Origin of the sequence: Mycobacterium scrofulaceum, assembly GCF_001667885.1 — a bacterium.
Lineage (GTDB): Bacteria > Actinomycetota > Actinomycetes > Mycobacteriales > Mycobacteriaceae > Mycobacterium > Mycobacterium scrofulaceum_C.
On the sequence record NZ_LZJW01000139.1, the window covers coordinates 38,949 to 60,825 of the forward strand.

Genomic DNA, 21,877 nt, shown 5'->3' on the forward strand with positions numbered 1-21,877 from the left:
CAGGGTCCTTAGTCCACTGCCGACGGTTCCTCCACGAGCGCCGACGCGGCCTTCAGGTGCGCGATCGCGTCACGCACGACCGAGTCGATCAGCTCCGCGCACGACGGCAGGTCCTCGAGGATGCCGGCCACCTGGCCGGAGGCGAGCACTCCGGCCTCGGTGTTGCCTTCGACCAGCCCGGCCTTCAGCAACATCGGGGTGTTGGCCGCCATAACCACCTGGGACCAGGTCAGCTCCTTGCCGTGGCGCATCGCCAGGCCGTCGCGAATCATCGACCGCCATGTCATCTGCGACATGTGCTTGAACTTCGCCGCGTTGCGCACGGCCGCGGTGAGACCCCTTACCGGTGAACCGCTTTCGAGTCTTTCAACCAGGCCGGTGCGCAGCACCCGGTGCGGCATACCGTCGACGCGCGTGGTGACCACCGTGCCGTCGAGCGCCGCCTCCAAGTAGCGCCGCTTCACCGCGTCGGGCACGGTCGAGTCGGAGGTCAGCAGAAAGCGGGTGCCCATCGCCACGCCGGCGGCCCCGTAGCTCAGCGCGGCCGCGAGCCCGCGCCCGTCGAAGAAGCCACCCGCCGCGATCACCGGGATGCCGGTGCCCTGCACGGCATCCAGCACCGACGGCAGCAGCAGCGTCGTGGCCACCGGGCCCGTGTGTCCGCCGCCCTCGCCGCCCTGCACGATCATCGCGTCGGCGCCCCAGGCCGCGACCTTCTTGGCGTGTTTGGCGGCGCCGATCGACGGAATCACAACCGCGCCGGCCTCTTTCAGTTGGGCGATCAGCTCCTGCTTGGGCGCCAGGGCGAAGGACGCCACCTTCACGCCCTCGCGGATCATCAGATCGACGCGGTCGCCGGCGTCCGCGGCGTCGGCGCGAATGTTCACCCCGAACGGCTTGTCGGTGGCGGCCTTGACCTTCCCGATGGCCGTCGCCAATTCGTCCAGCGTCATCGTGGCCGAGGCCAGGATGCCCAGCCCGCCCGCGTTGGCCGTGGCGGCCACCAGCCGCGCGCCGGCCACCCAACCCATCCCGGTTTGCACCACCGGATGCTCGACGCCGACCAGCTCGGTCAGCGGCGTGCGCAGCTTCATCAACGTATCTCCCTGTCGCGCAGCGACTTCGGATCAATGGCCTCGCGGATCAGCCGGAGCTCCTCGTCCGTCGGCAGCCGGGTCTCACCGGCCTCGTCCACGCCGTGCACCTCGAACGACGTGGCCTCTCGGACATCGTCGGGGGATACGCCGGGATGCAGGGACACCGCGCGCATGGTGTGGTCCGGGCCGCCGAAGTCGAACACCCCGAGGTTGGAGACCACGCGGTAGGTGTTGGCGAAGCGGAACGCCGGATTGTCCGGGTCCACATTGTCCCAGCCGATGCCGCATACCACGTCGACCGCCTCGCAGAACACCCGCTTGGAATGGTTGCCCACCCAATAGCTGGTCGCGTGGTTGATCGCGTTGCCGGGCGCGCCCCGCAGGCCGAACATCTGCCGGGTCGGGTGTTGCAGCGGCCCGAACGCCGAGATGTTCTGATTGCCGAAGCGGTCAACCTGATTGGCGCCCATCACCACATGCCGGCGTCCCCAGGCCAGCGTCTCGAACACCCGGCCGAACGGCATCCAGCCCTCGACGGGTCCGGTCTTGCCCAGCGCCGGGGTGTCAGCCAGCAGTTGCGCCTCGCCGTCGGTCAGCAGGATGTCAGGTGCAAAGGTCAACCGGGCCAGTCGCGCGCCGACCGATGCCATGTTCGTCATCGGGCTGACCATGATTTCGCCTGCGTCCCGGAAAAGTTCGGCGCACGCGACTGCGCACACTTCGGCGCGGGTGGTGCTCACTTGGCCGCCTCCTCTGCGAATGCGCGAACCGCCGCCTGGTAGTCGTCCTCGCTGCCCGACAGGTAGGTCTGGACAAACTTCTGCCAGCCCTCCTCGGTCGAGGCGGCCTCGGCGTAGTGCCGCTGGAATTTCTCATCGCGGCCGTAATCCGGTGCGGCGGTGGTGAAGTGCGCCCCGCCGGGGGCCTCCACCACGGAGTCGACCATCATCCGGTTGACCAGCAGGGCCTGCGGGGGAACGGCCTTGACCAGCTCCTCGGTGGACACGACGCGCTCCACCGACAGGAAGCGCTTATCGGCGGCCATCAGGAACAGGTCGTCGAAGTAGGGGTCGATCCCGGTGTAGGCCGCATTGCCCCGGCTGTCACCGAGATTGAGGTGCACGAAGGCCGCGTCCAGGCGCAGCGCCGGCATGGCGATCAGCGTCTCGTGCCCGCCCTCCGGGGCGGGGTACGGGCTGGTCACCGTCTGCAACTCGCCCTCCCAAAAGTCGGGAACGGAGCTGCCGAGCCCGGCCCGGATGGGCAGGAACGGCAGGCGTTGGGAGGCGGCTTGCAGGCCGCAGCGCAGCATGCCCTCGTCCATCTCCCGGGCCTCGATGGCGCCGCTGGTGCGGGCCTTGGCGAACCACGGGTCGTAGAACGGCGGGGAGTCCAGGGAGACAAAGCCGTAGTAGACGCGCTTGACCTTGCCGGCCGAGCACAGCAACCCCAGGTCGGGTCCGCCGTAGGTGACCACGGTGAGGTCCGTGACGTCGGTGCGCAACATGGCGCGCACGAATGCCATCGGCTTGCGCCGCGAGCCCCAGCCGCCGATGCCGATCGTCATGCCGCTGCGCAGCTGCGCGACGGCGTCGTCCAGGCTCGTCCTTTTGTCTGTCACTTGTCCTTGCCCTTCGCCGTACCGGCGAACGCGTCGCGGTGCTCGTCGGCGACGCCGGCCAGATTGAGCTCGAACGTAAAGCCTTGTTCCATGCGGTAACTCGAGTTCACCCGCTGCACGTCGATCAGGTTGAGCGCCTCCTTGGCCGCGCGGATGACCCGGGTGTCCTTGGCGGCGATGTCGCGCGCCACCCGCAATGCGGCTTCGTCGAGCTGGTCGCGCGGCACCACCTCGTGCACCGATCCGAAGTGGTGCAGGGTGGCGGCGTCCACGGTGGCGGCGGTGAAGAACAGCCGTCGCATCATGTGCTGCGGCACCAGCCGGGACAGGTGGGTGGCCGCGCCGAGTGCGCCGCGCTCCACCTCGGGCAGCCCGAAGGTCGCGTCCTCGGAGGCCACGATGACGTCGGAGTTGCCGACCAGGCCGATGCCGCCGCCGACGCAGAAGCCGTTCACGGCGGCGACGACGGGCACCGCGCACTCATAGACCGCGCGGAAGGCGGCGAAGCAGCCGCGGTTGGCGTCGATCAGCGCGGTGAATCCCTCGGTGCGTTGCATCTCCTTGATGTCGACCCCGGCGTTGAAGCCGCGGCCCTCCGCTCGCAGGATGACCACGTGGGTCTCGGGGTCCTGGCCGGCGGCCGTGATGGCGTCGGCCAGTTCGAACCAGCCGCGTGACGGGATGGCGTTGACCGGGGGGAAGTCGACGGTGACCGCGACGATGCCCGGTTCGGTGGTTTGGGATGTGATGGGCACGGTGCCACTTCCTTGTGGGGTAACTACCTAAGCAAGCACTTGCTTGGTACGCTAGCACAGTGACTCGCGCCGAAGCACCCGACGCCGTGAACTTGGGGCTGGCCGGGCGGGTGGTTCTGGTCACCGGCGGGGTCCGCGGGGTGGGCGCCGGCATCAGCTCGGTGTTCGCCGGGCAGGGCGCCACCGTCATCACCTGCGCGCGGCGAGCCGTCGAGGGCCTGCCCTATGAATTCCATTCCTGCGATGTCCGCGACGACGACGCCGTGCGGGCGCTGGTCGACGCCATCGTCGACAAGCACGGCCGGCTCGACGTCGTGGTCAACAACGCCGGCGGCTCGCCATACGTGCTGACCGCGGAGTCCAGCGCGAGGTTCAACCGCAAGATCATCGAACTCAACCTCATTGGCGCGCTGTCGGTTTCGCAACACGCAAACGACAAGATGCAGCAGCAGGACCGCGGTGGATCGATCATCAACATCTGCAGCCTGTCCGGTCGCCGGCCGTCGCCGGGCACCGGCGCCTACGGGGCGGCCAAGGCCGGCCTGGAAAGCCTCACGCAGACCCTCGCGGTGGAGTGGGGGCCGAAGGTCCGGGTGAACGCCTGCGTCGTCGGCATGGTCGAGACCGAGCAATCCGAACTGTTCTACGGCGACGCCGAGTCCATCGCCGCCATCTCGAAGAACGTGCCGCTGGGCCGACTTGCCAAGCCCGATGACATCGGCTGGGCCGCAGCATTTTTGGCCTCGGATGCGGCGTCCTACATCAGCGGCGCCTCGCTCGAGGTGCACGGCGGCGGCGAGCCGCCACACTATCTGGCAACCACGAACGCCAGCACGGTCAAGTAGAGGAGACACGAACAATGGGAGTGGTTGACGGCCGCGTCGTCATCGTCACCGGAGCGGGCGGCGGTATCGGTCGCGCGCATGCGCTGGCCTTCGCGGCCGAGGGCGCTCGCGTGGTGGTCAACGACATCGGGGTGGGCCTGGACGGTTCGCCCGCCGGGGGCGGCAGCGCCGCCCAGGGCGTTGTCGACGAAATCACCGCGGCCGGTGGGGAAGCCGTCGCCAACGGATCCAACGTCGCGGACTGGAATCAAGCGGCCGCCCTGATCCAAACCGCCGTCGACCATTTCGGTGGGCTGGACGTTCTGGTCAACAACGCGGGCATCGTGCGCGACAGGATGATGGCCAACACCAGCGAGGACGAGTTCGACGCAGTCATCGCCGTGCACCTCAAGGGCCACTTCGCCACGATGCGGCACGCCGCGTCGTACTGGCGTGGGTTGTCCAAAGAGGGCAAGGCCGTCGACGCGCGAATCATCAACACCAGTTCGGGTGCCGGCCTGCAGGGCAGCGTCGGGCAGGGCAACTACAGCGCGGCCAAGGCCGGCATTGCGGCGATGACGCTGGTCGGCGCCGCGGAGATGGGCCGCTACGGCGTCACCGTCAACGCGATCGCGCCGTCGGCCCGCACCCGCATGACCGAGACGGTCTTCGCCGAGATGATGGCAACGCAGGACCAGGATTTCGACGCCATGGCGCCCGAGAACGTCTCGCCTCTGGTGGTGTGGCTGGGCAGCGCCGAGTCTCGTGACGTCACCGGGAAGGTGTTCGAGGTCGAGGGCGGAAAGATCCGCGTCGCGGAGGGCTGGGCGCACGGGCCGCAGATCGACAAGGGCGCACGGTGGGATCCCGCGGAACTCGGGCCCGTCGTCGCCGATCTGCTCGCCAAGGCGCGCCCGCCGGTTCCGGTCTACGGGGCCTAGGGCGAACTCCCCGGCGACCGCGATCGATCGTCAGCCGCTGACTTTCTGGCTGGACTGACCGATTGAGGTCTGCTTGTTGTTGTAGTTGACTGTGCACTTCACCGTTGTGTCATAGCTGGTTCCCAAGGGGGGCCACAACATGTCGGTAATCGTACCGGTGCTGTTCGCACCGACGTCGATGCTTCTATCGACCTCCTGCGGCCCGATTCCGCTGGATTTCGTAGCCGTGTAGCTGCATTTGGCGGGCAGGCTGGAGTTGTTGGTGATAGCCACGCGGGCATTGAATGCATTCCGTGAGATGTTCACCGCGACGGCATTTGTCGGCGCGCCGCATTGCTGGCCGGCTGGGACGGTGTCGGTCACCGAGCCGGCAGGACATTTCACCGGCGCTGCCGGAGCCGGGTCTCCGGGGCAATTCGAGCCGGGCGGAAGAGTCTTTCCCGCGTCTGGTCCGCCGGTGCATCGCACGGGCAACTGCGCCGGGGCCGGGGCAGGCGCGGGTGCCGGTGCGGGCGGTCTCGCCGCCGCGGGCGGCGCATAGTTGTACTCTGACCATTGGCCGCAATCATCCGTACCTGGGAAGTGCTTGCGGCAGCCCTGGATTGAGATGGTCTGCGGCTCCGGAGTGATGGTGAAAGTCGCGGTGTTGTTGCACGCCTTGCTGATCTCGGGTTGCATGAAATAACCCTTGCCGTTGATATGGATCACGTCCCCGGCTTCGTCTCCATGCACGCGCGGGCACCCGGTGACGTTGCAGACCGCGTCGTGCGAACCATTGGGCGTGCACGTCACGCTGTAGCCGTTTGGCAGCGTGTCGGCGCTGGCGGTTGGCGCCATCAACGGTGTGGCACCGACGATTCCGAACAGACATGCCGTGGCGGCCAGGACCGCGAAACGTTTCATCACTCGCTTAGCCACGGCAGTGCCTCCCCGAAGTGTGTGCGGCGCAAGGTCGCACGCCTCGAACTTTTTGCAGCCTATGGCGGCCAGGGTGGCCGGACCAATAAGGGATGTCCCTACACTTTCGGCCAATCCGCAGCTAAGGGCGCCTGCCGGGCCAATGCGTTTCCGAAGGATCGGTGACCTCAGAACGAGGCGACTCGCTGTGGCCGGCGTCAAACGATGGCCGGGGTTTACCCGATTTGCGTCCGATCGTGGTCAGCAGCGCCGCCGGGAGCCACAGTAACGGGGCGCCACCGGGCATTGGTAACGCGGCATATCCAAAGGTGCGCGCGAGCAGAGTATTTCAGCGCCAAGGCGAGACGGCGCGAGTCGCCGATCTGCTGGCCAAGGCGCGGCCGCCGGTTCCGGTCTACGGGGCCTGATTCAGCTACCGGGCAACAGGATCCGGAGCGTTCCAGGGCAGCGACGACGATCCCCAGTGCGTCAGCTGGGTCGCCTCCTCGTTCGCATAGAGATGCCGCGGCGGCGTGGCGAACGTCGCGTAGGGACGGCAACGGATCACCAGTCTGCCTTCGCGCTCGGCCATTTCGCGTACGAAGGGCCGCGCTTCCGTGCCCGGCTGCTGCCCGGACATGCGCCAGCCGACGGCCATCATGACGTCGACGATGAGGTCGGGGTCGTGTTCGATGACGGCGTCGGCGTATACCTGCAGGAACGAGAAGGGCCAGCGTTCGTCCAGCACGCAAATGCTCACTTTCGGGTTCCGCGCCACCGCTTTGGCCTTCGCGCGTCCCGCCATGGTGGACACCAGCAGTTCGTCGTCATCGGTTGGGACGTAATACACGATCGACATGGCTGGGCCGTCGTGGCGGCGAGGGTAGCTGAAGACACAGGTTCGGTGCGTGCGGACGAATTCTCGGCGCTCCGACGGGAGCATGTCGCGTTCGGCCGGAGCGGTGAAAGGCTCGGCGGCCGGTGGCAGGAGTCTCATGAGTCCCTTTCAATTCTGTTGGCGCTTACTGTGACCGTGGGGCCGGCCGGCGCTACCACGGTGACGGCCACCGAACGGCTCTCGGCTGCAAAGGCTTCGGCGATCCGATACCGGCCCTCTCGGGTGCCAGGAGGACGACCGCGACCTGCTCGGCACTGGGGGCGAAAATCACGCGGGAACCAGCTTGAGCGGCAGTGCCTCGTGACGGCGAATGATGTTGTTAATCGCCCACTTCGGTGCGCCGGTGACCTCGATACGGTCGACACGTTCGATCAGCGCGCGCAGCATCGCTGCCGTTTCCAAGCGCGCCAGACCTTGGCCGGCGCACGCATGCGCACCCTGCCCGAAGCCGATTTGACGGCTGGCGTCGCGGCGGATGTCGAACACCTCGGGTTCGTGCCACTCGCGCTCGTCCCGGTTGGCCGAGGCGTAGATGACGAGCACGCGGGCACCGGACGGCATTGCCGCGCCGGCAATTTCGGTATGCCGGCCCACCCAGCGCGCGAACGCGCGCAGCGGGGATTCGTACCGGACCACTTCGTTGACGGCGTTCGTCATCAGGGCCGGGTCCTCTTTCAGGAGCTGCCACTGCTCGGGATGGATGGCGAACAGGTGCAGCGCGTTGGAGATGGCGCTCATGGTCGTGTCTATCGACGGCGCGAGATAGTCGACCATCAGCGGGGGACACTCGCGGTGCGACAGCTTGCCTTCGTCCGCGGCGATCAGAAGCTCGTGCGCCATGCTGTCGTCGAGAACGGCTCGCTGACGAACCACGCGGCGCGCGAACCGCAGCATCTGCAACGCTCGCGGCGTCGATTTGATTGCTTGCCAGTTCAGCGGCCCGAGGACGTCGAAAGTGGCCCCGCCCCATTCGATGAGGTGACCGCGATGATCCCGCGGCCAACCGATGAGATCGGGCACCACGGCCAGGGTTAGGGCGGCTGCCAGGTCGTCGACGCCGTCGACCGCACCCTGCGCGAGCGCGGCATCGACCACCGCGGCGGCGGTGGCGTCCACGCTGTCGCTGATCGCACGCAGCACGCGCGGCAGCAGCCGGTGCGCGACCAGTTTTCGACGCTGATCGTGCTCGTCGCCATCGCTGTTGAGGGTCGTGCCGCGCGATAAGCGATTGGTGATCGGATTCAGGGAGACGCCCCGGCCCGAGAGGAACGTCTTGTCGTCACGCAACACGGCCTTGCACTCGGCGTAGCGAGGGAGCGCGTACGCCTTCTGCTTGGCCAGCCAGACCACCGAGCCGAGATCGCGCAGGCGCCGGTAATGCGGGTAGGGGTCGACGATGGCGTCGGTGGAGTAGAGGTCCGGCTCGTATACCGGGACACCGACCGGTGTGCGACGCATCGTTCTCCTCACAGCCCGCCGGGCGGTCCAGACGCGCTTTCTGACGAAATCGTCACATACGGCGATATGCTCAGTCAAGCCCCGACCGGGCGACCAGCGCGACTGATCGGGAGGGGACACCGGGGCGAGGGGCCGGGCGACGGGGGCGCATCACCGGGACGGCGAACCGAACGTTTCCCCAGCAGGGCCGGCCGCTCGCGGCTCCGCTTCGAGGGATTTCCTAGCCAGACGAACCGAGCACGCCTAGCGCGGCTCGCACACCACGAGCGGGATGACCCGGTCGGCGGTTTCGCGGTACTTGCGGTAGGGCGGATACATCCGCGTCAGCGATGGCCAATAACGCTCACGCTCGGCGTCTGTCGCGTCGCGGGCCACCAGGTCCAGGCGCTCGGCGCGGATCTGCACCCGCACCCCCGGGTTCTCCCGCACGTTTCGATACCACAACGGGTCTTCGTCACGCCCGCCGAAAGAGGCTGGGAGAATGACCTTCTCACCGTCGCGCAGGTACAGCGTCGCGGTGGTGCGGGGCTGGTTCGACGTGCGGCCGGTCGTCGTCAGCAGCGCCGCCGGGAACCGCAGCAGCTTCGCGCCGATCCTGCCGTCGGTTCGGTGATACAACCAGACGTGCACGCGGGCGAAGTATTTCAGCAGCAGCGCGATCGGTCGTGAGTTGCGGATCCAGTGCGGCATCGTGCCCGGGATGATTCCCAGCCCGGGGGAGGGGAAACGTCAGGGATCGCAGATGACGATCGGGATGACCCGATCCGTCCACGACCGGTAATCACCGAACGACGGGTACATGGCGTCCAGCTTCGGCCAGTACTCCGCCCGCTCGGCCTCGGTGGCGTCGCGGGCCCGCAGCTGCAGCACCTCGTCCTTGATCTGTACGGAGACTTTGGGATTGGCCTTGAGGTTGAGGTACCACAGTGGGTGCTTGTCGCTGCCGCCCTTCGACGCGACCAATACCACCCGGTTGCCTTCGCGCAAATACAGCAGCGGGCTCACCCGCGGTTCACCGGTCTTGCGGCCCGTCGTGGTGAGCAGCGCGACGGGAGCGTTGCCGAAGGTGCCACCGAATCTTCCGTTGCTGCGTCGATAGATCCATGCGTTGCCCTTGGCCATCCACTTGATGATGAAGCCGACCCAGGGCGCATTCAGAGAGCGTGGCTTCGGTTTAGGCATGGTGTTCCCTTAGCGCTGGACAAATGGTTGGAAGCGAACCTTAATGTGGTGGATTTCGGCGTTGCCGCTTGAGCTTTCGGCCGGAATCACGAACGTCTCGTTGACTCGTGCGGCCAGCCGGCGGCCGCCGAGCGCCGCCTTGGTCAGCACGGTGTACGCCGCGTGCACCCGGTCGCCCTCGATCCGGTAATCGGGCGGGGTCGTGTCCGCGAGGATTCGGTACTGCGGGCCGCGGTTCATGCTGCGGCGCAGATGGTTTCCGGAGAACCCGTTCTTGACCCCTTGCTCGATGCGGGTGCACCCGGCGGCGAACGGAACGGAGTCGCCGTCGTGGGTGACGAGCGCGTCAATGTAGGACTGCGCCGCGGCGATGCGGCTCTCTTCGGAGACGAGCACCGAGCGGCTAGATGCGTTCGATGATGGTGCCGGTCGACAGGGCGCCGCCCGCGCACATGGTAATCAACGCGGTGCTCTGGTCGGTGCGCTCCAGCTCGTGCAGCGCGGTGGTGATCAGCCGGCTGCCGGTGCTGCCCACCGGGTGGCCCAACGCGATCGCCCCACCGTTGACGTTCACCTTGTCCATGTCTGGGTTGTGCACCCGCGCCCAGGACAGCACCACCGACGCGAACGCCTCGTTGATCTCCGTGATGTCGATGTCGCCCATCTTCATGCCGGCCTTTTCCAGCACCTTGGCGGTGGACTGCACGGGGCCGTCGAGGTGGTAATACGGCTCGGCGCCGACGAGTGCCTGGCTGACGATGCGGGCCCGTGGCCGCAGCCCGAGCGCCTTGGCCTTGTCCTCGTCCATCCACAGCACCGCCGCGGCCCCGTCGGAAATCTGCGAGGACGTTCCCGCGGTGTGAAACCCGCCATCGATAACCGGCTTGAGCGAGCTCAGCCCCGAGAGGGTGGTTTCACGGAGGCCCTGGTCGCGGGAGATGGTGACCCGCTCCGCGGTCGGTTGCTTGTTCTCGTCCAGCGCCGGCGCCTCGATCGGGGAGATTTCGCGGTCGAAACGGCCCTCCTCCCACGCCCGCTTGGCCTTGGCCTGGGACTGGTACCCGAACTCGTCAAGGTCGTCGCGGGTGATGCCGCGCCGTTTCGCGATCCGCTCGGCCGCGGTGAACTGGTCGGGCAGGTCGATGTCCCACGACGCCGGCCGCAGGATGCTGCGGTCGGGACCGGCGTTGGCGCCGAGGCCGACGCGGCTCATGGCCTCGATGCCGCACGCGATGCCGATGTCGATGGCGCCCGCCGCGATCAACCCGGCCACCAGGCCGTTGGCCTGCTGGCTGCTGCCGCACTGGCAGTCCACGGTCGTGGCGCCGACGTGCTCCGGCAGCCCGGCGACCAGCCAGCTGACCCGAGTGATGTTGTTGGACTGCTCGCCGAACTGCGTCACGCAGCCGCCGATGACCTGTTCGACGTCGCCTGCGTCGATGCCCGCCTTCTCAACCAGTGCCCTCTGCACCGCGCCGAGCAGCTCGGTGGCGTGCAGCCCTGACAGCCATCCATTGCGCTTGCCGATCGGGCTGCGGGTGGCTTCGACGATTACCGGGTTACCCATTCCGTCAGGCTAGAACACGTTTCATTAGTCTGACAAGCGACGATGGTGACCTGCCTTTTATCTGCGCAGGAGCCGTGTTTTACTGGCACTAGAACACGTTGCAATTGAGGAGCGCACACATCATGGCACCCCCCAACATCCCCGCCGACTTCGACTTTCTCGACCCCGACGTCAACCTCGCCGGACTGCCCGTCGCGGAACTCGCCGAGTTGCGCAAGGCGGAGCCCATCCACTGGGTCGACATTCCCGGTGGCGCGGGTGGGTTCGAGGACCACGGATACTGGCTCGTCACCAAGCACGCCGACGTCAAGGAGGTGTCCAAGCGCAGCGACATCTTCTCGAGCTGGATGAACGGCGCCATCCCCACGTGGCCGCCGGAGATGAAGCGCGAGCAGGTCGAACTGCAGCGCAGCGTCATGCTCAACATGGACGCACCCCACCACACGCGGCTGCGCAAGATCATCTCGCGCGGGTTCACGCCCCGGGCCATCGGGCGGCTGGAGGCCGAGCTGGCCCAGCGCGCCCAGAACATCGCCAAGACCGCGGCGACCGAGGGCAGTGGCGACTTCGTCGAGCAGGTCTCGTGTGAGCTGCCGCTGCAGGCCATCGCGGGCCTGCTCGGCGTTCCCCAGGAGGATCGCGACAAGCTGTTCCGCTGGTCCAACGAGATGACCGGTGGCACCGACCCCGAGTACGCCCACGTCGATCCCGCGCAGTCGTCGATGGAACTGATCACCTACGCGATGGCGATGGCCGCGGAGCGCAGCAAGAATCCGACCGACGACATCGTCACCACGCTCGTCCAGGCCGACATCGACGGCGAGAAGCTTTCCGACGACGAGTTCGGATTCTTCGTGGTGATGCTCGCGGTGGCCGGCAACGAGACCACCCGCAACTCGATCACCCACGGCATGATCGCTTTTGCCAACAACCCCGATCAGTGGGAGCTCTTCAAGAAGGAGCGCCCGTCGACCGCGGCCGACGAGATCATCCGGTGGGCCACGCCTGTCTCGGCCTTCCAGCGCACCGCCAACGAGGACACCGAACTGGCCGGCGTGCGGATCAAGAAGGGCGAACGGGTGGTGATGTCCTACCGGTCGGCCAACTTCGACGAAGAAGTCTTCGAGGACCCGCACACCTTCAACATCCTGCGCGACCCGAACCCCCATGTCGGCTTCGGCGGCACCGGCGCCCACTACTGCATCGGCGCGAACCTGGCCCGCATGACCATCAACCTCATCTTCAACGCGGTCGCCGATCACATGCCGGACCTCAAGCCGGTCGGCGAGCCCGAGCGGCTGCGGTCGGGCTGGCTCAACGGAATCAAGCATTGGCAGGTGGACTACACCGGCAAGACCGCGGTGACATCCTGATGGACTTCAATCTCACTGCGACGCAACAAGCCGTCGCGGATGTGGTGACGTCCGTTCTGGATCGCGACCTCGGTTGGGACGCGCTGGTCAGCGGCGGCGTGACGGCGCTGCCGGTGCCCGAGCGCCTCGGCGGCGACGGCGTGGGCCTGCCCGAGGTCGCCACGGTGCTCACCGAGATCGGTCGCCACGGCGCGATCACGCCGGCGCTGGCCACCCTCGGCTTCGGCGTGGTACCGCTGCTCGACCTGGCGTCCGACCAACAGCAGGACCGGTTCCTGGCCACCGTCGCCAAGGGCGGCGTCCTGACCGCCGCGCTCAACGAGCCCGGCGCCGCGTTGCCCGACCGGCCGTCCACCACCTTCGCCGACGGCCGGCTGTCGGGCACCAAAGTGGCTGTGCCATATGCCGAATCCGCCGACTGGATCGTCGTGACCGCTGACAGCGCGGTGGTGGTGGTGTCGCCGAAGGCAGACGGTGTGGCGGTGGTCAAGACGCCGACATCGAACGGTGCCGACGAGTACACCGTCACGTTCGCCGACGTCGCTGTCGACGACACCGACGTGCTGGCCGGCGCCCGGGCGCACCGGGTCAACCAGCTCGCCTTGGCGGCCGTCGGCGCGTACGCCGACGGATTGGTGGCCGGGGCGCTGCGCCTGACCGCGGACTACGTGGCCAACCGCAAGCAGTTCGGCAAGCCGCTGTCGACGTTCCAGACGGTCGCGGCGCAGCTCGCCGAGGTCTACATCGCCTCGCGCACCATCGATTTGGCGGCCAAGTCGGTGGTGTGGCGGCTCTCCGAGGGCCGGGACGCCGACGACGACCTGGACGTCCTCGGTTACTGGATCACCTCGCAGGCGCCGCCGGTCATGCAGACCTGCCATCACCTACACGGCGGCATGGGGATGGACATCACCTATCCGATGCACCGGTACTACTCCACGATCAAGGACCTGTCCCGACTGCTGGGCGGTTCTTCTCATCGGCTCGACTTGGTGGGAGCGCAATGTTCATAGATCTGACTCCGGAGCAGCGCCAGCTGCAAGCGGAACTGCGGGAGTACTTTTCGAACCTGATCTCGTCTGACGAGATGAAGGCGATGGAGCAGGACCGGCACAACGAGGCATACCGCGCGGTGATCCGGCGGATGGGCCGAGACGGCAAGCTCGGGGTGGGTTGGCCAAAGGAGTTCGGCGGCTTGGGCTTCGGCCCCATCGAGCAGTCCATCTTCGTCAACGAGGCGCATCGGGCCGACGTTCCGCTACCCGCCGTCACGCTGCAGACCGTGGGTCCGACGCTGCAGCAGTTCGGCAGCGAGGCGCAGAAGAAGAAGTTCCTGCCGGCGATTCTGGCGGGTGAGGTGCACTTCGCGATCGGTTACAGCGAACCCGAGGCGGGCACCGACCTGGCGTCCCTGCGGACCAGCGCCGTCCGTCAGGGCGACGAGTACATCGTCAACGGCCAGAAGATGTGGACCACCGGCGGGCACGACGCCGACTACATCTGGCTGGCCTGCCGCACCGACCCGGAAGCCGTGAAGCACAAAGGCATTTCGATCCTGATCGTGGACACGAAGGATCCCGGATTCTCCTGGACGCCGATCATCCTGTCCGACGGCGCGCACCACACCAACGCCACCTACTACAACGACGTGCGGGTGCCGGCGGACATGCTGGTCGGCGAGGAGAACGGCGGCTGGCGGCTCATCACCACGCAGCTCAACAACGAACGCGTCATGCTCGGCCCCGCGGGACGCACGGCCGGCATCTATGACCGCCTGCACGCCTGGGCGTCCAAGCCGGGCAGCGACGGGATCACCCCGATCGACCACGCCGACGTCAAGCGGGCGCTCGGCGAAATCCACGCGATGTGGCGGATCAACGAGCTGCTCAACTGGCAGGTCGCCGCGGCCGGTGAGGACATCAACATGGCCGACGCCGCGGCCACCAAAGTCTTTGGCACGGAGCGCATCCAGTACATCGGTCGGCTCGCGGAGGAGATCGTCGGCAAGTACGGCAACCCCGCCGACTCGGACACCGCCGAGCTGCTCAACTGGCTGGACTCGCAAACCAAGCGCAACCTGGTCATCACCTTCGGTGGAGGCGTCAACGAGGTCATGCGAGAAATGATCGCGGCGGCGGGCCTCAAAGTGCCGAGGGTGCCCCGATGACCGACATCCACGAAGCCGTCGCGGAGATCAAGGCGGCCGGTGGCCCCAAGCCGCGCGCCGGCCGCGACCCGGTCAACCAGCCGATGGTCAACAACTGGGTGGAGGCCATCGGCGACCGCAACCCCATCTACGTCGACGAGGCAGCGGCCCGGGCCGCCGGGCATCCGGGAATCGTGGCCCCGCCGGCCATGATCCAGGTCTGGACCATGTTCGGCCTGAGCGGGGAGCGGCCGAAGGACGACCCGATGGGCCCCATCATGGAGTTGTTCGACAACGCCGGCTACATCGGCGTCGTCGCCACCAACTGCGAACAGACCTATCACCGCTACCTGCGGCCCGGCGAACAGGTCAGCATCACCTCGGAGATGGGTGACGTGATCGGGCCCAAGCAAACCGGCTTGGGCGAGGGCTACTTCATCAACCAGCACATCATCTGGCGCGTCGGGGACGAGGACGTCGCCGAGATGAACTGGCGCATCCTGAAATTCAAGCCGCGGGAAGCCGCGTCCGGGCCCGCGGTGCCCGAGGACCTGGACCCCGACGCCATGATGCGCCCTTCCTCGTCGCGGGATACCGCCTTCTTCTGGGAGGGCGTCAAGGCGCACGAACTGAGGATCCAGCGACGGCCCGACGGGAGCCTGCAGCACCCGCCGGTGCCCGCGGTGTGGCAGGACAAAGCCGCGCCGATCGATTACGTGGTCGCCAGCGGAAACGGCACGGTGTTCAGCTTCGTCGTTCACCACGCACCGAAGGTGCCCGGTCGTACGCTGCCCTTCGTCATCGCGCTGGTCGAACTCGAGGAGGGCGTGCGGATGCTGGGCGAGCTGCGTGGCGTCGACCCGGCCACGGTGAAGATCGGAATGCCGGTGCGCGCAACCTACATCGACTTTCCCGCGGGCGACAGCGGCCCCGAGTGGACGCTGTACGCCTGGGAGCCGCGGGCATGAGCGCGCCGGCCATCGAAGTGGGCACCGTGTTGCCCGAGCTGAAGCTGCATGGCGACCCGACGTTCATCATCTCGACCGCCATCGCCACCCGCGACTTCCAAGACGTCCACCACGACCGAGATTTGGCGCAGGCCAAGGGGTCAAAGGACATCTTCGTCAACATCCTCACCGACACCGGCCTGGTGCAGCGCTACGTCACCGACTGGGCGGGTCCGTCGGCGCTGATCAAGTCGATCGGGCTGCGACTCGGGGTGCCGTGGTACGCGTATGACACCGTGACCTTCTCCGGTGAGGTGACAGCCGTGGAGGACGGCCTGATCACCGTGAAGGTGTTCGGCCGCAACAGCCTTGGCGATCACGTTATCGCGACCGTGACGTTGACGATGGGAGACTCTTGATGTTGTCGGGCAAGGCTGCGATCGTCGGCATCGGCGCCACCGACTTCTCGAAGGATTCCGGTCGAAGCGAATTGCGGTTGGCGGCCGAGGCCGTGCTGGACGCGTTGGACGACGCGGGCCTTTCGCCGTCGGACGTCGACGGGCTGACCACGTTCACGATGGACACCAACAACGAGACCGCGGTGGCCCGCGCGGTCGGCATCGGTGACCTGAAGTTCTTCTCGCAGATCGGGTATGGCGGCGGTGCCGCGTGCGCGACGGTCCAGCAGGCGGCGATGGCCGTCGCGACCGGGGTGGCCGATGTGGTGGTGGCGTACCGGGCGTTCAATGAGCGGTCGGGCATGCGGTTCGGCCAGGTGCAGACCCGGTTGGCGGGAGACGCTCGCGCGCAAGCCGATTCGACCGCGGCCGACAATTCGTTCTCCTACCCGCACGGTCTCTCCACGCCGGCCGCCCAGGTCGCCATGATCGCCCAGCGGTACATGCACTTGTCCGGCGCGACCAGTCGCGACTTCGGCGTCATCTCGGTGGCTGACCGCAAGCACGCCGCCAAGAACCCGAAGGCGTACTTCTACGAGAAGCCGATAACCATTGAGGACCATCAGAATTCGCGGTGGATCGCCGAGCCGCTTCGGCTGCTCGACTGCTGCCAGGAGACGGACGGCGCGGTGGCGATCGTGGTGACCTCGCCGGAGCGTGCGCGCGACCTCAAGCAGCGACCGGCCGTCATCGAGGCGGCGTCGCAGGGCTCGAGCCCCGACCAGTACACGATGGTCAGCTATTACCGGCCCGAACTCGGTCTGCCCGAGATGGGCGTGGTGGGGCGGCAGCTGTGGCAACAGTCCGGCCTTTCGCCGTCGGACATCCAGACCGCCATCCTGTACGACCACTTCACCCCCTTCACGCTGATTCAGTTGGAGGAGTTGGGTTTCTGCGGCAAGGGCGAGGCCAAGGACTTCATCGCCGACGGCGCGATCGAGGTGGGCGGCCGGCTGCCCATCAACACGCATGGCGGTCAACTCGGTGAGGCCTACATCCACGGAATGAACGGCATCGCCGAGGGTGTGCGGCAATTGCGGGGGACCTCGGTCAACCCGGTTCCCGACGTCGAGCACGTCCTTGTCACCGCGGGAACCGGCGTCCCCACCTCGGGCCTCATCCTCGGCTAGGCCTCCGGCCTGCTTACCTCCCTTCCCCTTCGCGCCGAGTGTGCAGTTAGTTTCACGCTCAGCGTCGAGTGTGAAACTAACTGCACGCTCGACCAGTGAAGTGACGACGCGATCGACTCATGCGACGCTGCGGTCGTGGGTGAGCCGTTCCTTGGCAGTGAGGCCATTGCTCGAGGCGCGCTAACCCGGGGTCAATTGTCCAATGGATACACCCGGCTTTTCCGGGACGTGTACGTCAGTCGGGATGCCGACGTTACGGCCGCGCTGCGCGCGCGGGCGGGATGGCTGTGGACTGGGCGTCAGGGTGTGGTCGCCGGGTTCTCCGCCGCGGCGCTGCATGGGAGCAAATGGGTGGAGGGTGGGACAGTGGTGGACCTCATTCACGACAACCGCCACCATCAAGCGGGGATCCGGGCTCACGGGGACCGTATCGAGGAAGACGAGATCACCGCCATCGAGGGGATTTCCGTTACCTCCGCAGCCAGAACGGCTCTCGATATCGGCTGCTGGTATCCGATTACCGCCGCGGTTGCGGGCATCGACGCTTTGGCTCGCGCAACACGAATCAAGGCCGTGGATGTCGAGCTGCTCGCGGAGCGGTACGCGGGCCGCCGAGGCATCGTGCAGGCAAGGGAAGCCATCGCACTCTTCGATAGTGGGGCGCAGTCTCCGAAGGAGTCATGGCTGCGCATTGTGCTCGTCCAGGCAGGATTACCGCCGCCTCAGACGCAGATCGCGGTCTTCGATCACTTCGGTGAGCCGGTGGCTTATCTGGATATGGGGTGGGAGGAGTTGAAAGTTGCGGTCGAGTATGACGGTGAGCAACACCGCAATGACCGTCGGCAATACACCTGGGACGTCCGGAGATTGGAAAGGCTTGAGCGTCTGGGATGGATCGTCATTCGGGTGGTCGCTGGTGACCGCCCCGCCGATATCGTCCGACGAGTGCGCGCCGCCCGTGCCCGTCGAGCGTGAAGTTAGTTTCACGCTGGCAGGCGAACGTGAAACTAACTTCACGCTCGGGTGAGCCCCGAGCTGGCCGCACCCTCGAGGCGAGAAGACCTAAGCCGGGACCAGCTCGACGCCGCTGAGCACCACAGCGTTGTCGCGCGAAGGCGCGACAACGCCGGCCACGAAACGGCCATCTTCTTTCCACACGTTGACGCGCAGCGTCTCGCCGGGGAACGCCACGCCGGCGAAGCGGGCGCCGTAGGCGGCCACCGCGCCGGCGTCGCCGTCCAGCAACGTGTCGACGATCGCCTTGCATGTCATGCCGTAGGTGCACAAGCCATGCAGGATCGGCTGCGAAAAGCCGGCGGCCGCAGCGAATTCGGGGTCGGAGTGTAGCGGGTTACGATCCCCGCAGAGCCGGTAGAGCAGCGCCTGCTGCGGCAGGATCGGCATCGCGACCTCCACATCGGGCGCCCGGTCGGGCGCCGCGTCCGACGTCGAAGGCCCGCGCTCGCCGCCGAAGCCGCCCTCACCGCGAGCGAAGATCGAACGCCGCTGCGTCCACAGCAGCGTGCCGTCGGGCGCGGTGACGGTCGTCTCGCTCCAGATGACCGCGGCTTTGCCCTTGTCCCAGATGTCGGTGAACCGGGTGACGGCGCGGGCCGAACCGGACGGTGGGAGCGGGCCGGGCACCTCCACCCGCTCGCTGGCGTGCAGCACCCTGCCCAGTTCGATGTCGATGCCGGGGAACTGCACGGTCGGAGGCTTGGTCATGTGGAAGGACGCCGCCACGTTGCCGAACGTCGGCAGCACCTGCGGTGTGTCGTCCACCAGGTAGCGCAGTTCGCGTGGGTCCATCGGATCCTTGCCGGCGCCCAACCCCAAGTGGTAGAGCTGCACGTCGCTGCTCGTCCACGAGAAATCGATGGGGTCCAGCTCGGCCGCCAGTGCGACGTCTACATCGATCGGCATCAGCGTGCCCCCGCAATGTGCAGTGCGGCCAGGTAACCGAAAGTCATCGCCGGGCCGATGGTTCCGCCCGGACCCGGATAGGTGTGGCCCATCACCGGGGCGCTGACATTGCCTGCGGCGTAGAGCCCTTCGATGATCGAGCCGTCGTCGCGCAACGCACGGCCGTGGATGTCGGTGCGGACGCCGCCCTTGGTGCCCAGGTCGCCGGGCACCATCTTGGCGGCGTAATACGGGGCATGGGCCAGCTCGCCCAGGTTGGGATTCGGCTTGTTGGTCGGGTCGCCGTAGTAGCGGTCGTACGCGCTCTCGCCGCGGTGGAAGTCCTCGTCGACGCCGGAGCGGGCGAAGCCGTTGAAGCGCGCCACCGTCGCGGTGAAGTCCGCGACCGGCAGGCCGGCCTTCTGCGCCAGCTCCTCGAGCGTATCGGCCTGGATAATTACCCCCGATTCCAGCCATTTGCGGGGAATGCGTTGTCCGGGCTGCAATCCCGCGAAGATGTAGCGGTCGCGGTATTGCTGGTCGAACACCAGCCACGCCGGAATGTTCTCGCCCGGCCCGGGGCCCTGACCGAATTGCCCGCCGTACATGTGGTGGCAGGCCTCGACGTAGGGCATCGACTCGTTCATGAACCGCTTGCCCGACATGTTGACGATGATCGATCCCGGCGAATTGCGCTCCGACAACGCGAACCACGGCGCACCCACCAGCGGCACGGTCGGGCCCCACCAGGCGTCTTCCATCAGTTCGAGTGCGGCGCCGAGCTTTTCGGCGGCGACGATGCCGTCGCCGGTGTTGGCCTTGGCGCCGACCGTCCACTCGGTGGTGATCGGCGCGCGCTGATACTTCACCCGCATCTGCTCGTTGTGCTCGAAACCGCCGGAGGCGAGGATCACCCCGCGCCGGGCGCGGATCAGCCGCGGTTCGGCTGATTCCGATGCGCCGGTGTCGCGGACATATACACCGCGCACCACGCCATCCTCGACGTACAGGTCGGTCAGCGCGGTGTTGAGCAGCACCGGGACGCCGGCCTGCTGCAACCCGATCCGCAGCGGGCCGATCAACGCCCGGCCCATGCCGACGAGGTTCTTACCGGTCGCCTTCGCCCACATGGTGCGGGCGCCGACCTTCAGGCTGCGCAGCACGCCCCGCGGGTGCCGCTTCAGCTGGTTCAACCGCACGTAGTCCTGTTGCATCACAACGACGTTGAGCGGCACCTTGCCGTATGCCGGTTCGAGCCCGGGCATGTCGGCGCCCAGCTTTCGCGCGTCGAACGGTTTGGGCTCGATCGAACGTCCCTCGGCGCGACCGCCCGGCGCCTCCGGGTAGTAGTCGGAGTAGCGCGGAACCCAGCACATCTTCAGCGGGGTGTGCTTCAACACGAACGAGAGCATCTCGGGCCCGCGCTCGAGGTAGGTGTCGATGCGTTCCGGCTCGACGACGTTGCCGACGATGCCGTGCAGGTAGGTCCTGGCAGCCTCGGGATTGTCGCGGACGCCGTCACGCTTGAGCACCTCATTGTTGGGAATCCAGACGCCACCACCAGACCGGGCGGTGGAGCCACCGAAGTGCGCAGCCTTCTCGATGACTACTGTGGAAAGTCCCCGGTGAGCGGCGGTAAGGGCAGCCACCATGCCGGCTCCGCCGCTCCCGACCACGACGACGTCGAGCTCCTGTGCTGTCATGTAGAACACGTTATAGAATTGCCCGGGCCGGGCGCTACTGGGCCGGTCACACGAACGAGGGGACTTCTGCAGATGCTCAGTGTTGCGACACGAGACGAGCTTGCTGCCGACCTGGCGCAGGCTGAGCGGAGCCGCTCACCGATCGCTCCGCTGACCGCCGTTCACCCGGACATCGACGTCGTCGACGCCTATGAGATCCAGCTGATAAACATCCGCCAGCGGGTGGCCGAGGGTGCCCGCGTGCTGGGGCACAAGGTTGGCCTGTCGTCGAAGGCGATCCAGCAGATGATGGGGGTCGACGAGCCCGATTACGGGCATTTGCTCGACGAGATGCAATTGTTCGAAGACACCCCGGTGAAGGCGAGCCGTTATCTGTGGCCGCGGGTCGAGGTCGAGGTCGGGTTCATCCTCAACGCCGACTTGCCCGGGGCCGACTGCACCGAGGACGACGTGCTGGCGGCCACCGAGGCGCTGGTGCCGTCGATCGAGTTGATCGACACCCGGATCACCGACTGGAAGATCGAGTTGTGCGACACGATCGCCGACAACGCGTCGTCGGCGGGGTTCGTGCTGGGGCAGGCGCGCGTCTCCCCGAGCGACGTCGACATCAAAGGGATTGATGCGGTGCTGAGCTGCAACGGTGAGGTCGTCGCCAAGGGCCGCACCGACGCGGTGCTGGGCAACCCCGTGACCGCGGTGGCCTGGCTGGCCCGCAAGGTAGAGGGCTTCGGCGTGCGGCTGCGCAAGGGCGACCTGGTGCTTCCGGGATCCTGCACGCGCGCGATCGACGCGCACGCCGGCGACGAATTTGTGGCGGACTTCACGGGCCTGGGGTCTGTTCATTTGTCATTCGAATAGGCTCGGATTAAATCATCGGACTTAAATAGCGAGAGCCTCGCGAAGGAGCGTCACATGCCGGCTAAGGCGAGTGTGGCCATTGTCGGGTCGGGAAACATCAGCACTGACCTGCTCTACAAG

24 protein-coding genes are annotated in these 21,877 nt (G+C 66.9%); 11 read left to right on the forward strand and 13 right to left on the reverse strand.

Going from position 1 to position 21,877, the window contains the following annotated elements; genetic code table 11:
- Positions 1-8: 8 nt before the first annotated feature.
- The 4 genes from ipdC to echA20 are packed head-to-tail and all read right to left on the reverse strand — an operon-like array spanning position 9 to position 3,473.
- On the reverse strand, positions 9-1,094 hold the full coding sequence (gene ipdC / locus A5681_RS20065; protein ID WP_067279121.1) for a (3aS,4S,5R,7aS)-5-hydroxy-7a-methyl-1-oxo-octahydro-1H-indene-4-carboxyl-CoA dehydrogenase: 1,086 nt from the start codon (positions 1,092-1,094) through the stop codon (positions 9-11).
- Positions 1,094-1,837: a cholesterol ring-cleaving hydrolase subunit IpdB gene (gene ipdB, locus A5681_RS20070; protein WP_067279124.1), complete on the reverse strand. Its 744-nt coding sequence runs from the start codon at positions 1,835-1,837 to the stop codon at positions 1,094-1,096. The genes ipdC and ipdB overlap by 1 nt, the downstream gene beginning before the upstream one ends.
- Complete coding sequence (ipdA, locus tag A5681_RS20075; protein ID WP_067279128.1) at positions 1,834-2,718, reverse strand: cholesterol ring-cleaving hydrolase subunit IpdA; 885 nt, start codon at positions 2,716-2,718, stop codon at positions 1,834-1,836. The genes ipdB and ipdA overlap by 4 nt, the downstream gene beginning before the upstream one ends.
- Positions 2,715-3,473, reverse strand: coding sequence for a (7aS)-7a-methyl-1,5-dioxo-2,3,5,6,7,7a-hexahydro-1H-indene-carboxyl-CoA hydrolase (echA20, locus tag A5681_RS20080; protein ID WP_067279134.1), 759 nt, complete (start codon positions 3,471-3,473; stop codon positions 2,715-2,717). The genes ipdA and echA20 overlap by 4 nt, the downstream gene beginning before the upstream one ends.
- A gap of 59 nt (positions 3,474-3,532) precedes the next feature.
- Between echA20 and A5681_RS20085 the strand changes: the two genes are divergently transcribed.
- Entirely contained in the window at positions 3,533-4,318 is a 786-nt protein-coding gene (locus A5681_RS20085; RefSeq protein WP_197498661.1) for an SDR family oxidoreductase, read from the forward strand.
- Positions 4,319-4,332: 14 nt separating this feature from the next.
- Positions 4,333-5,238: an SDR family oxidoreductase gene (locus tag A5681_RS20090; protein ID WP_067279152.1), complete on the forward strand. Its 906-nt coding sequence runs from the start codon at positions 4,333-4,335 to the stop codon at positions 5,236-5,238.
- 30 nt (positions 5,239-5,268) lie between these two features.
- Here A5681_RS20090 and A5681_RS20095 read toward each other — a convergent pair whose 3' ends face one another.
- The 7 genes from A5681_RS20095 to A5681_RS20125 form a co-directional block, all read right to left on the reverse strand.
- On the reverse strand, positions 5,269-6,156 hold the full coding sequence (locus A5681_RS20095) for a hypothetical protein (RefSeq protein ID WP_156738072.1): 888 nt from the start codon (positions 6,154-6,156) through the stop codon (positions 5,269-5,271).
- Between the two features lie 412 nt (positions 6,157-6,568).
- Entirely contained in the window at positions 6,569-7,132 is a 564-nt protein-coding gene (locus tag A5681_RS20100; protein ID WP_082968453.1) for a pyridoxamine 5'-phosphate oxidase family protein, read from the reverse strand.
- Between the two features lie 168 nt (positions 7,133-7,300).
- Positions 7,301-8,491 carry a cytochrome P450 gene (locus A5681_RS20105; protein ID WP_067279157.1) on the reverse strand — a complete coding sequence of 397 codons (1,191 nt, stop codon included), beginning with the start codon at positions 8,489-8,491 and terminating at the stop codon, positions 7,301-7,303.
- A 243-nt stretch (positions 8,492-8,734) separates the two neighbouring features.
- The gene (locus A5681_RS20110) at positions 8,735-9,181 is read right to left on the reverse strand and encodes a nitroreductase family deazaflavin-dependent oxidoreductase (RefSeq protein WP_067279160.1); all 447 of its coding nucleotides are present in this window, start codon (positions 9,179-9,181) and stop codon (positions 8,735-8,737) included.
- A gap of 39 nt (positions 9,182-9,220) precedes the next feature.
- The gene (locus tag A5681_RS20115; RefSeq protein ID WP_067279163.1) at positions 9,221-9,673 is read right to left on the reverse strand and encodes a nitroreductase family deazaflavin-dependent oxidoreductase; all 453 of its coding nucleotides are present in this window, start codon (positions 9,671-9,673) and stop codon (positions 9,221-9,223) included.
- Positions 9,674-9,682: 9 nt separating this feature from the next.
- Positions 9,683-10,069: a hypothetical protein gene (locus A5681_RS20120; RefSeq protein ID WP_067279165.1), complete on the reverse strand. Its 387-nt coding sequence runs from the start codon at positions 10,067-10,069 to the stop codon at positions 9,683-9,685.
- 7 nt (positions 10,070-10,076) lie between these two features.
- A complete protein-coding gene (locus A5681_RS20125) occupies positions 10,077-11,240 on the reverse strand; it encodes a steroid 3-ketoacyl-CoA thiolase (RefSeq protein WP_067279171.1) in 1,164 nt (387 codons plus the stop codon).
- A 122-nt stretch (positions 11,241-11,362) separates the two neighbouring features.
- Between A5681_RS20125 and A5681_RS20130 the strand changes: the two genes are divergently transcribed.
- The 7 genes from A5681_RS20130 (at position 11,363) to A5681_RS20160 (ending at position 18,269) form a co-directional block, all read left to right on the forward strand.
- Positions 11,363-12,613 carry a cytochrome P450 gene (locus A5681_RS20130; protein WP_067279174.1) on the forward strand — a complete coding sequence of 417 codons (1,251 nt, stop codon included), beginning with the start codon at positions 11,363-11,365 and terminating at the stop codon, positions 12,611-12,613.
- Positions 12,613-13,626: an acyl-CoA dehydrogenase family protein gene (locus A5681_RS20135; RefSeq protein ID WP_067279177.1), complete on the forward strand. Its 1,014-nt coding sequence runs from the start codon at positions 12,613-12,615 to the stop codon at positions 13,624-13,626. Before A5681_RS20130 ends, A5681_RS20135 begins: the two co-directional genes overlap by 1 nt.
- Positions 13,617-14,780, forward strand: a complete 1,164-nt coding sequence (fadE29, locus tag A5681_RS20140; RefSeq protein ID WP_067279182.1) for an acyl-CoA dehydrogenase FadE29 — start codon at positions 13,617-13,619, stop codon at positions 14,778-14,780. Before A5681_RS20135 ends, fadE29 begins: the two co-directional genes overlap by 10 nt.
- Positions 14,777-15,727 (forward strand): bifunctional MaoC family dehydratase N-terminal/OB-fold nucleic acid binding domain-containing protein, encoded by a 951-nt coding sequence (locus A5681_RS20145; RefSeq protein WP_067279187.1) that lies wholly within the window; start codon positions 14,777-14,779, stop codon positions 15,725-15,727. The genes fadE29 and A5681_RS20145 overlap by 4 nt, the downstream gene beginning before the upstream one ends.
- Complete coding sequence (locus tag A5681_RS20150; RefSeq protein WP_067279207.1) at positions 15,724-16,125, forward strand: MaoC family dehydratase; 402 nt, start codon at positions 15,724-15,726, stop codon at positions 16,123-16,125. The genes A5681_RS20145 and A5681_RS20150 overlap by 4 nt, the downstream gene beginning before the upstream one ends.
- Positions 16,125-17,294: a lipid-transfer protein gene (locus tag A5681_RS20155; RefSeq protein WP_067279189.1), complete on the forward strand. Its 1,170-nt coding sequence runs from the start codon at positions 16,125-16,127 to the stop codon at positions 17,292-17,294. The genes A5681_RS20150 and A5681_RS20155 overlap by 1 nt, the downstream gene beginning before the upstream one ends.
- Positions 17,295-17,429: 135 nt before the next feature.
- On the forward strand, positions 17,430-18,269 hold the full coding sequence (locus A5681_RS20160) for a DUF559 domain-containing protein (RefSeq protein ID WP_067279191.1): 840 nt from the start codon (positions 17,430-17,432) through the stop codon (positions 18,267-18,269).
- An 87-nt stretch (positions 18,270-18,356) separates the two neighbouring features.
- Here the strand turns inward: A5681_RS20160 and A5681_RS20165 are convergent, their stop codons facing one another.
- The gene (locus A5681_RS20165; protein WP_067279193.1) at positions 18,357-19,217 is read right to left on the reverse strand and encodes a MaoC/PaaZ C-terminal domain-containing protein; all 861 of its coding nucleotides are present in this window, start codon (positions 19,215-19,217) and stop codon (positions 18,357-18,359) included.
- Entirely contained in the window at positions 19,217-20,899 is a 1,683-nt protein-coding gene (kstD, locus tag A5681_RS20170) for a 3-oxosteroid 1-dehydrogenase (protein WP_067279214.1), read from the reverse strand. Before kstD ends, A5681_RS20165 begins: the two co-directional genes overlap by 1 nt.
- A 72-nt stretch (positions 20,900-20,971) precedes the next feature.
- Between kstD and A5681_RS20175 the strand changes: the two genes are divergently transcribed.
- Positions 20,972-21,757 carry a 2-keto-4-pentenoate hydratase gene (locus A5681_RS20175; protein WP_067279195.1) on the forward strand — a complete coding sequence of 262 codons (786 nt, stop codon included), beginning with the start codon at positions 20,972-20,974 and terminating at the stop codon, positions 21,755-21,757.
- Positions 21,758-21,811: 54 nt separating this feature from the next.
- On the forward strand, positions 21,812-21,877 hold a 66-nt coding region (locus tag A5681_RS27840), incomplete at its 3' end, for a hypothetical protein (RefSeq protein WP_231981011.1).

Bases quoted from the DNA above. Each gene is read 5' to 3' on its own strand.
- ipdC (WP_067279121.1), bottom strand. From the start codon at position 1,094: ATGAAGCTGCGCACGCCGCTGACCGAGCTGGTCGGCGTCGAGCATCCG.
- A5681_RS20090 (WP_067279152.1), top strand. From the start codon at position 4,333: ATGGGAGTGGTTGACGGCCGCGTCGTCATCGTCACCGGAGCGGGCGGC.
- A5681_RS20100 (WP_082968453.1), bottom strand. From the start codon at position 7,132: ATGAGACTCCTGCCACCGGCCGCCGAGCCTTTCACCGCTCCGGCCGAA.
- A5681_RS20105 (WP_067279157.1), bottom strand. From the start codon at position 8,491: ATGCGTCGCACACCGGTCGGTGTCCCGGTATACGAGCCGGACCTCTAC.
- A5681_RS20110 (WP_067279160.1), bottom strand. From the start codon at position 9,181: ATGCCGCACTGGATCCGCAACTCACGACCGATCGCGCTGCTGCTGAAA.
- A5681_RS20115 (WP_067279163.1), bottom strand. From the start codon at position 9,673: ATGCCTAAACCGAAGCCACGCTCTCTGAATGCGCCCTGGGTCGGCTTC.
- A5681_RS20125 (WP_067279171.1), bottom strand. From the start codon at position 11,240: ATGGGTAACCCGGTAATCGTCGAAGCCACCCGCAGCCCGATCGGCAAG.
- A5681_RS20130 (WP_067279174.1), top strand. From the start codon at position 11,363: ATGGCACCCCCCAACATCCCCGCCGACTTCGACTTTCTCGACCCCGAC.
- A5681_RS20135 (WP_067279177.1), top strand. From the start codon at position 12,613: ATGGACTTCAATCTCACTGCGACGCAACAAGCCGTCGCGGATGTGGTG.
- fadE29 (WP_067279182.1), top strand. From the start codon at position 13,617: ATGTTCATAGATCTGACTCCGGAGCAGCGCCAGCTGCAAGCGGAACTG.
- A5681_RS20145 (WP_067279187.1), top strand. From the start codon at position 14,777: ATGACCGACATCCACGAAGCCGTCGCGGAGATCAAGGCGGCCGGTGGC.
- A5681_RS20150 (WP_067279207.1), top strand. From the start codon at position 15,724: ATGAGCGCGCCGGCCATCGAAGTGGGCACCGTGTTGCCCGAGCTGAAG.
- A5681_RS20155 (WP_067279189.1), top strand. From the start codon at position 16,125: ATGTTGTCGGGCAAGGCTGCGATCGTCGGCATCGGCGCCACCGACTTC.
- A5681_RS20165 (WP_067279193.1), bottom strand. From the start codon at position 19,217: ATGCCGATCGATGTAGACGTCGCACTGGCGGCCGAGCTGGACCCCATC.
- kstD (WP_067279214.1), bottom strand. From the start codon at position 20,899: ATGACAGCACAGGAGCTCGACGTCGTCGTGGTCGGGAGCGGCGGAGCC.
- A5681_RS20175 (WP_067279195.1), top strand. From the start codon at position 20,972: ATGCTCAGTGTTGCGACACGAGACGAGCTTGCTGCCGACCTGGCGCAG.